Source organism: Synechococcus sp. MIT S9451 (genome assembly GCF_047304725.1).
In the GTDB taxonomy this organism is placed as follows: Bacteria; Cyanobacteriota; Cyanobacteriia; order PCC-6307; family Cyanobiaceae; genus Synechococcus_C.
Map to the genome: position 1 here is coordinate 1,036,573 of NZ_CP138971.1, position 9,654 is coordinate 1,046,226.

The 9,654-nt window shown below is 40.9% G+C and carries 8 protein-coding genes; 7 read left to right on the plus strand and 1 reads right to left on the minus strand.

Translation table 11 applies throughout. The annotated features are described in order from the left end of the window. The first annotated feature begins 71 nt into the window (after positions 1–71). The 7 genes from SIB72_RS05285 to SIB72_RS05315 all read left to right on the plus strand — a co-directional run bounded on the left by SIB72_RS05285 (position 72) and on the right by SIB72_RS05315 (position 8,130). Positions 72–452 (plus strand): glycosyltransferase, encoded by a 381-nt coding sequence (locus tag SIB72_RS05285; protein ID WP_413744864.1) that lies wholly within the window; start codon positions 72–74, stop codon positions 450–452. Further along, on the plus strand, positions 449–1,216 hold the full coding sequence (locus SIB72_RS05290) for a hypothetical protein (RefSeq protein WP_413744865.1): 768 nt from the start codon (positions 449–451) through the stop codon (positions 1,214–1,216). Before SIB72_RS05285 ends, SIB72_RS05290 begins: the two co-directional genes overlap by 4 nt. Before the next feature lie 1,437 nt (positions 1,217–2,653). Continuing rightward, positions 2,654–3,490: a glycosyltransferase gene (locus SIB72_RS05295; protein ID WP_413744866.1), complete on the plus strand. Its 837-nt coding sequence runs from the start codon at positions 2,654–2,656 to the stop codon at positions 3,488–3,490. Beyond that, on the plus strand, positions 3,487–4,386 hold the full coding sequence (locus tag SIB72_RS05300) for a hypothetical protein (protein ID WP_413744867.1): 900 nt from the start codon (positions 3,487–3,489) through the stop codon (positions 4,384–4,386). Before SIB72_RS05295 ends, SIB72_RS05300 begins: the two co-directional genes overlap by 4 nt. A gap of 38 nt (positions 4,387–4,424) precedes the next feature. After that, positions 4,425–5,366: an MraY family glycosyltransferase gene (locus tag SIB72_RS05305; protein WP_413744868.1), complete on the plus strand. Its 942-nt coding sequence runs from the start codon at positions 4,425–4,427 to the stop codon at positions 5,364–5,366. Then, a complete protein-coding gene (locus SIB72_RS05310; protein ID WP_413744869.1) occupies positions 5,366–7,273 on the plus strand; it encodes a polysaccharide biosynthesis protein in 1,908 nt (635 codons plus the stop codon). The genes SIB72_RS05305 and SIB72_RS05310 overlap by 1 nt, the downstream gene beginning before the upstream one ends. Positions 7,274–7,551: 278 nt before the next feature. Beyond that, positions 7,552–8,130, plus strand: coding sequence for a YdcF family protein (locus SIB72_RS05315; RefSeq protein WP_413744870.1), 579 nt, complete (start codon positions 7,552–7,554; stop codon positions 8,128–8,130). Positions 8,131–8,147: 17 nt separating this feature from the next. Here SIB72_RS05315 and SIB72_RS05320 read toward each other — a convergent pair whose 3' ends face one another. Next, a complete protein-coding gene (locus tag SIB72_RS05320) occupies positions 8,148–9,422 on the minus strand; it encodes a YadA-like family protein (RefSeq protein ID WP_413744871.1) in 1,275 nt (424 codons plus the stop codon). Positions 9,423–9,654 lie beyond the last annotated feature (232 nt).

Sequence of the window (9,654 nt, forward strand, 5' to 3'; positions counted from 1 at the left end):
ACAAGAACCATGAATTACTTTTGCACGAAGACTTAATCTCCTGCTTTATTTCTTACCGAATCCATATACACTTGACCATTTCACCTGATATTGCACCCTTTAGGAGTCTCTCCACATTCACCCTCTGGGGTCGTTTATCAAGAACTCAATGTACTAAATTACTCAAAAATTCTGACGTTTTACTATTCCCTTCACTCTTTGAATCACTTGGTTTACCCCTGCTAGAAGCAGCTCAACTTTCTAAACCAGTCATTTGTCCAGATCTTGATTATTCACGTGAACTTTTAGGTGATTCTCCTTATTATTATGATTCATCACAACCAATTGACAGCTTAATTTCTGTCATCAAGAACATATCATCTAGTTCTACACTATCAGCTGCTAAACTTGTTAAAAGCTCCCTCTCCACGGCTACTGCATGGGATGAATTTAAATTGCGTTTGGCTCTGTGACAACCGATAAATTACTTTCTATAATCACCATCGGACTCGATATAGATGACATAAGCACTACCTTCTTATCTTTGCCACAGCCCCTTCCTGAATGGGTGCAATATCTTATAGTGGCACCTGATAGTATTTTCACATCCCTCCGTCAAAGGATATCTAACACAGATATACAGTATATAGCTGATTCATCTCACGGTGTTTATTCAGCAATGAATGACGGTCTAGCATCTTCTAAAGGTCAATATATTTGGTTTCTTAATTCTGGTGATATTTCTCTTATTACTGATTTCTCCATATTAAATAAGGTTCTTGTTCACTCTATACGCCATAATACTAACATAATATTTTTTAAGCCTATTTTTCATCGTTGGGTTTACAAACTTAACTTGTTTCTTTCTTTCAGGCAAATATTTCTTTTCACAACTATTATTCAACTCATGCCTTGTGGTCATCAAAATATACTAATTGCTTCCGAAGCACACCCGCCTTTTAATTCTTCTTTTAAGTTTTCTGCAGATTTTAATATCATCTCCAGTGTACTTCGTTCCAATTTGGGATTAACCTCTGTCGAATCATTTCCTTTGGCACGTCAATCTTCTGGAGGTATTTCTGATATTAATAGATTCTTGGTCTTTCGCGAACGATATCTGTCTACGATAGAACATCGACCACTCCATATTACCTTTTTGTCGTACTTTGCCTTTCTACTACGTATTCTTTACTTGTTCTTTTCAAATATAGTTAAGTTTGCTACACAATCACTATGATCTCGTTACTTGTATTTCTCATATTTGTTCCCTATATATCTTTGCCTGGATTGGTTTATACTTCTTCTTATGTTCAGCCGCTCACTGTTTTGCTCAGTTGGACCATAATTTTCTACAAATATCATCTTCATCTCAATCGATCTCTAACGATATACGTTTCTGTGTTCTTTGGTTATTTACTTATATCCTCTCTCCTTCTTATCAGTCCTTATACTGTCCCCTTATTATCTTCTACCTCTATCGTAGCTGCGTATTTTATAGGATTACTCCAATTTATATTTTTCTCTTCCCTTTTTTCGAAATGTGTCTTTACTAATATATCTTCCCCTCGTATCTATATTCAAAATGTTTTACTTTTTCTTCCTCTTGTTATTTTCTTGGCATATTGTATAGACTATTTATTTCCTGGCGCATTCGACATCATTAAATCGAAATCTGACGAAATCTCAAATTCAGCTACCTTAACCACTGTTTATCGAGGCCGTTCAGGCCTATTACCAGAACCTTCTTATTCAGGATTACTTCTTTCCGCTTCTTTTGTTACTTCTTTCTACTTATACGCATCACACAATATTTATTGTAATCTCAATCGTATATTTAATATCCAAGTTTACCAATCTCTTTTATTTTCTTTCCTCCTTACTAAACGAGTGCAATATACATTCCTGTTTTCTTTATTATCTGTAGCTTTGAGTTTAAGCATAAGCTCTCTCATCTCTTTTTTATTGCCATGTATTCTTCTTTTCATACCCTTAATTATATCCTTCATTCTTAGATTAAAGCTTTCCACTAGTTTCCTCTACCTTCTTCTGTCTTCACTAATATTACTTGTTATATTGATTCTATCTATCAATCTTTTACCACAAAGTACACGTTTATTTAAGATTTTTACCATACTTACTTCTGACTTTGGAAATTTTCTCCGATTCATATTTATTAAAGACCAATCAGGCGCAGATAGATTCAATTCTCTTTTTCTTGGGTTATACCCTCTCACAAAAGTGCCTTTCACTGGTTTTGGTCTTGGTTCCTACTATACTTTCTTTTCTAAATGTACTGATTCTATAGTTCTCACATTCAATCTTATGTGTGATTCTCAATGGAATTCAACTCGCAACCACAATTCATTTGCTAATTTTACTCAAGATTTTGGATTAATTGGGCTTTCTTTTCTTACCTTTATTCCTGTCTATGGTTTTAAATTAAAATTACTAAGTATCCCCTTGCCTTACTTATTCACTTTTGTTTATTTGGTCCTCATACTTATCATCCTACCATGTCCTTTGGGTGCACCAACCTCTTGGAGTTTATTGTCTGCTTATTGTATTTTCATATATTCCTTACGTCAGTCAAGAGAAACCGCCACATAATAAGCTTATTTAATTGAATTACTGGAATCCCATTGAACCTTATTTTGTTTCCACTTAATCTTTCACTATGTCTTTTGCACCCCCTGGCTTTTCACAAATCAACTTATTAATCATAGTACCAACACTCAATTCTTATCAACTACTGCCTCGACTAGTTTCTTCGCTTAAACAACAAACATTCACATCTTGGCAACTTTTATTTATAGATGGATCGTCTTCGTCAGAGCATATTGCTTATCTCAATGAATGTTGCGCTTCTGATTCTCGTATACATTGGGTGAATCAAGCTTCTCATTACCATGGAATATTTGGGGCCATGAATCAAGGTTTTGACTTATCAATGAGTGAACCATTCAAGTCTGATTATATTCTTTTCTGGGGTTCAGACGATTGGGCTTTTTCTTCTACTTCTTTATTCGATACTTTTAACTCACTAGACTTATCTTCTGTGCTTCCTGATATGATTTTTACTAAGGGTCAATATGTCTCCAATAAATCTTCCCAAACAGGTCGAATCACCTCCTTTTCTAAACGTAAGTTTATTGATCTATCTAATTTCCGACGCTATTTATTATTCGGTTACACTCCACCGCATCAAGCTACATTCTTTTCTGTTCACAGTGTTTTCAATTTCCTAAGATATTCTCCTGATTTCTCTTTATCAGCAGATTTAGACTATTTTCTCCGAGTATCAAAGCTTAACTTAGACCTGGACCAGCAGGCTCCCTTTTTGATTCAGTTTGTTAATTTAATTACTGTATATATTTCTGATGGGGGTGTAAGTGCACAATATAGTAAACGTCGCTTCAACGAAGTACGTAAAGCCTATACTGCTTCCTTCTCACATTTATGGTGGCTTCCTTTCATTTTACGTTATTTCCGACGTCTGCTTAGTTTATTTTGACTCATTTTCAAATCTTTGGCTCTACTTCTCCATCTGGATATGCTTTTCACAAACTAGTTTCATCTACTTTTCCGTCTTCTTCTTCCACTACATATTCACGCCACAATTCGACTTGTTATCCTGATTCTAAATTTCTAGATCTTTCAAATCCTGATACTTCTATTTTACCCAGGAAACTTTCTGTCCTGATCAGTTTTGCTCCTATATGGGCTTTTTCCAATTTCCTCTCCTATGTTGACGAACATATTTCTGGCTATTTTAAACATATTCAGGCTATTGTAGTTTGTTCTTCAACTTCAGCAATAACAAAGCGCTTTTCCTTTAGTCATTATGATCGTCATCTTTCCGCCATGTTAGTTCACCATGAGGATTTGGTTGTCTCACTATGTTCTAAGCATAATATTAAGCATGCCATCGTTCGCCCAAGTATGATTTATGGCCTTGTTGGCCCCTACTCTGATGCTAATATCAGTCAATTGACTAAAATCATGAGTTTTTCACCCTTTCTTTTTCTCCCGAGTCAAACCGGTCTTCGTCAACCTATTCATGCAACGCAGCTTGCTTCTGTATTTCTTTCCTTATCTGATAACTTGACATCCTCGGATCATTTTTTTAATAATTCTTCTTGTCATATATATAATGTTGGTGGTGATTCCGAGCTCACTTACCATGAAATGCTAAAGGCTATTCAACAAGCTCTTCCCATCAATCATTCTGCGAGAAATTGCCTATTTATTCGAATACCTAATAGGTTGTTTTACTTTTTCGCCTCGCCTTTGCTTTTTGCTTCCTCTAAATTGTTCGAATCTTTCCTTCGCATAAGCAGTAATCTCTCCGGATTCACACCAGCACACAAATTTCTTGGAGTTTCACCAAGACCTTTCCCCATCATCTAGTAGCTGTGGACTTTCTTAAGTCTTTACTTGTCTTCTTATTGTCCCTTTTCTTCTCTTGTGCCTTTCTTTTTTATTTTATCCCTATACTACGTCGTTTTGTAGTAGATACTCCAAATCATAGAAGTTCTCACCTCTTAGCTACGCCCACAGCTGGAGGAATTTCTTTTGTCATTCCACCTGTGATTTTGTCATTATTTTTTGCAAATCACACTGGTACATCTCCTACTTTTGCTATTATTTCTTTACTTTTACCTCTTGCTGCTGTAGGTTTTATTGATGATTTAATCAACTTGCCTTCTCCGCTTCGATATATTGTTCAATTTTTGACTTCCGTTGCAATATTAAAATATAGTCCCTTCGACTACTTGTTCGATGACATATATTCGATCTTATTTTTATTGCTATTGTTGGTTTCATGTACGACAATTATTAATTTTGTAAATTTCATGGATGGCCTTGATGGTCTTGTGGCTGGCTGTATGTTTGTTGCTTTCGCTACAGCTAACCTATATTTCCATCTTCCCTGGACTAGTTGGTGTTTAGTCGGTTCTCTTTTTGGTTTTTTGATTTGGAATTGGAGTCCGGCGAAGGTTTTCATGGGTGATACTGGCAGTACATTTCTAGGTGCCCTTTTCGCTTCCTATGTTTTGAACTCCACCGGCCTTTTAGAGTCCATAGCTTTCCTTCTCATACTTACACCTCTTCTAGCAGATTCGCTCTCCTGCTTATTTAGGCGTTTTTTAGCAGGTCATTCTATTTTCCAGGCACATCGACTGCATCTATACCAACGTCTTAATCAGGCTGGTTGGTCTCATTCGCTTGTAGCTACCTTATATATCTCCGCTACACTTATACTTTCTGTACCCTTCTTCTTTGGTTTTTTTCATCTTGTCATTCTTCTGGCTTTACTTGAAATCTTCTTAGCTTTTTTCTTGGATCGTACCTCTGCTTACCCTTTTCCGCCTGTTCACTCCTCCTAATGTTTTTTCCCAGTCTTGGTCGCTATATTATTCGCTCTCTTATTGACCTTGGTCCTTTACAACGACGTTTCCTTTTAATAGGTATAGATTCCATACTTTTACCAGCTAGTGTTTGGTTAAGTGCTTGGTTGCGTTTGGCTCATCCCTTGCATCCTGGTTTTACCCCAGTTGCAACTTGGTTGCTACCTGCCTCAGTTTTAGTAGGTATTCCCTTATATGCGCTTTCGGGTCAATACAAAGGTTTGACCAGGTACGTTGGTAGTTCAGCCTTCTATCGTTTAGCTGGGCGCAATAGTCTTCTTGTTCTTCTACTTGTCGGACTAGGTGTACTTCTTCGCCTTCCCATGCCTCCTCGAAGTAGCTGGCTCCTTTTGTGGCTGCTTCTCACCGGTTTCACAGGAGCAATTCGCTTCGCTATGCGAGATGTGTTGCTCAGCTTGTGTTCTATCCGTTATTCCAGGCAATTAAGAGTTGCTATCTATGGTGCTGGTGAAGCTGGCGCTCAATTAGCTGCAGCCCTCCGTCTAGCCGGTAATCACCAAATTACTGTCTTTCTTGATGATGATCCCCATCTTTGGAATCGCTCTATTAATGGTATTCCTATCAAGCCTCCTCAGATTCTTCCGGATCTAGTCGACGAAATAGATCAAGTTCTTTTGGCGATACCTTCACTCACGCGTAGTCGCCGCAGGTCATTAGTCGATCACCTCCAACTTCAGTCTATTCCAGTTCTTCAAATCCCCTCAGTAGACGATCTAACCTCTGGGAGAGCTCGTATTGATTCTCTCCGTCCTCTTGCAATTGAAGATCTACTTGGAAGAGATTCCGTTGCTCCTGATCCTAATCTTTTAGGTCCATTTATTACAGGTTCTGTACTCTGTGTTACTGGCGCTGGTGGTTCTATTGGTTCTGAACTTTGTAGACAGATCCTTCTTTATAATCCAAGTAAGCTTATCTTGATTGAACGAAGTGAATCATCCCTTTATACAATCGATTCAGAACTTAGGCCTCTCCTATCGTCTGGTACCACCCTCATTCCAGTTCTTGGAAACGTTTGTGATATTAACTTTTTGAAATCCATATTCTCTCAAAACAACGTCGATATTGTTTTTCATGCAGCTGCGTACAAACATGTTCCCCTTGTTCAAGTAAACCCTATCTCTGGTATTTTTAATAATGTTTTTTCCACGAGAGCTATATGTTTGGCTTGTTCTTCTCTTGGTGTTCGCCAAGTTGTTCTGATTTCTACTGACAAGGCTGTTCGCCCTACTAATGTGATGGGTGCTTCTAAACGTTTGGCTGAATTAATTGTTCAAGCTTCATCAGAAGAAGCCTTTTCTCAATCCACCCCTTTAAAACAACAAACTATTTTCGCCATGGTTCGCTTTGGCAATGTATTGGGTTCTTCAGGCTCGGTTGTTCCTTTATTTCGTCGCCAGATTGCATCGGGGGGTCCTATTACATTAACTCACCCAGAGATTATAAGATATTTCATGACGATACCTGAGGCTGCCCAGCTGGTGCTTCAAACGCCTCCAATGGCTCAAGGAGGTGATGTCTTTCTATTAGATATGGGTCAACCCGTTCGAATTAAGGACTTGGCAGAACAAATGATTAAACTCAGTGGCCTTACATTGCGTGATTCAAGAAATCCTAATGGGGACATTGAGATTATCTGTACTGGCATAAGACCCGGTGAAAAGCTTTATGAAGAGTTGCTTATTGATGCTAAATCCGAGCCAACTTGCCACCCATTAATTTTTAGAGCAAAAGAACGGTCTATTTCTCCTCAACTTTTATGGCAAAAGCTGGACTCCCTCTATTCTTCTCTTTCGGATTATGACGTTTCTAAATCTCTTCAAATTCTATCTGAACTTGTCCCTGAGTGGACACCTAATTCCCCTTGATTCGTCTGCTTACTAGCCTGCTTTTCACTGCTTGGCTTTAATCAAATATTTGCAGTCTTTTTCTTAAGGTCTGTTTTTCTTTTTTGTTTTTCCTAATGCTTTATATTCTCTCCAAGGTTCTTCCCCTCTGCTTTCTTCCGCTTGGGTTCAGCCTCCTACTCAACCTTTTTGGTCTCTTTAAGCAAAAGCGCTATCCCTTTTTTATTTCAATTTCTTTTCTTTGGTTTTTTTCACTTGGTATTGTCAGCCAGCTTTTATGGTGTTATCTCGAATCTCCTTTGATCCGCTCAACTGCATCACAGGCTCAGGCTGCCGATGCAATTGTTGTTTTGAGTGGTGGACGTCATCCCGCCCCTGGTCCGGCGCGCGTGAGCGAATGGAATGACCCCGATCGCTTCCTGGCAGGGTTGGATTTGTACCGGGCGGGTAAGGCGCCGCTTTTGCTGTTCACCGGTGGTGCCAGTCCTTATCGACCGGGGCAGCCGCCTGAGGGGCAATTGTATCTCCAGGAAGCAGAGCAATTGGGCATTCCAGCGACTGCCATGGCCAGTACCCCCCCAGTCGTTAACACCGCGGAAGAAGCCGTCGCGATCAGTCAGTTGCTGCATCAAAGCAATGGGCGCAATCCCAGAGTGTTGCTGGTGACGAGTGCTTTCCACATGCGCCGGGCGCAACGTTTGTTTGAGCGTCAGGGCCTTGCCGTGGTGCCTTTCCCGGTTGACTTTCACACCCGCGCTGCTTGGGCCGGCCCTCTTTGGCGTGATCCAACGCAGTGGTTTCCGAGTCCACAGGCCCTCAATGACAGCTCCCGTGCGATTCGGGAGCTGTTGGGTCGTTTGGTTTATAGGGCCTGGTAATCAGGGGCTGCTGTTCTTCAGGGAACCAGAGTTGTGGCAACAGCTTTTTGTTGCTGTAGTCCAGTCGCCAAGGCTTCGAGTTGATTCAGGCGTTGCTGAAGACTCTCCAGTTGGTACGCCATTTCGGCATTGTGGTTTTCCACTTGCTTGAGTTTTGATTGCAGCTGTGCGTTTCTATCACCTGTGCCCGAAGGAGCAAGCTGGCCAAGCTTGAACACGAACCCAGCTCTGCCGGCAACGGTGTCGAGGCTTCCACTGCCGTAATTGCTGGCCCCGCCGAACAGAACAGAGCCGCCGGCATTGAAAGATAGACGCTCATTCAGCCTTGCTGCGCAGCCCACACCCATGGCGTAGCGGCTGCTGTATCCACCAGTGCCGACGCCGCAGGAGAAGGGAGCATCGTCAGAGACGGTGGGAAGTGCTGATAGAGCGGCGGAGAGGGCTGCAGCGCCAGCAACGCCAGACCCGAGAGCATTGACGTCATCCTCAAGGCTGTCGATCGCTTTGCTGTTTTTGTTGATGTCAGTGGTGTGCTTGTCGAGCTGACCCTGAACACTCACACCATTGATCTGAAGGTCGCTGCCTTCGGTGATGTTGATGGGAATCTTCTTGCCATTCGCATCGGTGGCGTAGAGCTTTTGCACGCCATTGGATTCAACGGTCACCAGGGAGTTCTCGCCAATGTGGAGCTCTTCTTCCCCGGCCGCATTGAGCTTGCGACGTACAATGCTTTTCCCTCCTACTGACAAGCCTTCGTCGTCAATGACTGCGATTGAGCTGTTTCCATCGGCTCCAAGGGTGACTTTTGTTGTGTCGTTGTTTTCGCATGAATCTGAATTGCTGACGCAAGTTTTTTTGACGAGGTTATTGAGGTTAGTTGGGTATTCGATGAATAAAGGACTTCCGCTTGATGGAAGGCCTTGGATGTCTGTAAAACCCTCAAATTTTTCTGTTTCAATATCCCATATTCTGACTCGTCTAGTGGCGGAGCCGCTTGGTGCCTCAAGGAAGTATATCTTTCCTGTTTTGGTATTAACTGTATAGTCGGAGGCGCTAAATGTTCCTAGATTGCTGTCCGGGAATATATCTTCGTAGACGTTTGTTGCTACACCACCAGTATTCATTTTGTACAGATCAAGCCTTGTTCTGCTTCCAGTATTGACTCCGGTTACGAAGTAGCCAAGGTTGTTGCTTCCTGGGTTGATTTCTTGGGCTTGACCTTTTTGTTGGCCAAGTAACGGTGATGAAATTAGTGCTAAATAGAGAGCAGTTGATTTCAAGGTTTTATGCATTTTGGTGAGTCTTTCTAGTTCTCATGGAATTTTCAGTATTTAATCAGGCTGTATTCATATGACCCCCAGTCTTGTGTTCGGTTTTTGATCCGTCCAGTCTTTCTTGAGATCTTCTCTCGAAGTATCAATTGCGTCATTTGAGTTCATGCAAAAAATGCATGAACTTGTTATTCCCGCTGATTATTGCTGCTGAGGCGTGGAGTGATAGTGATGTCTTCGCTATGCCTCAGAC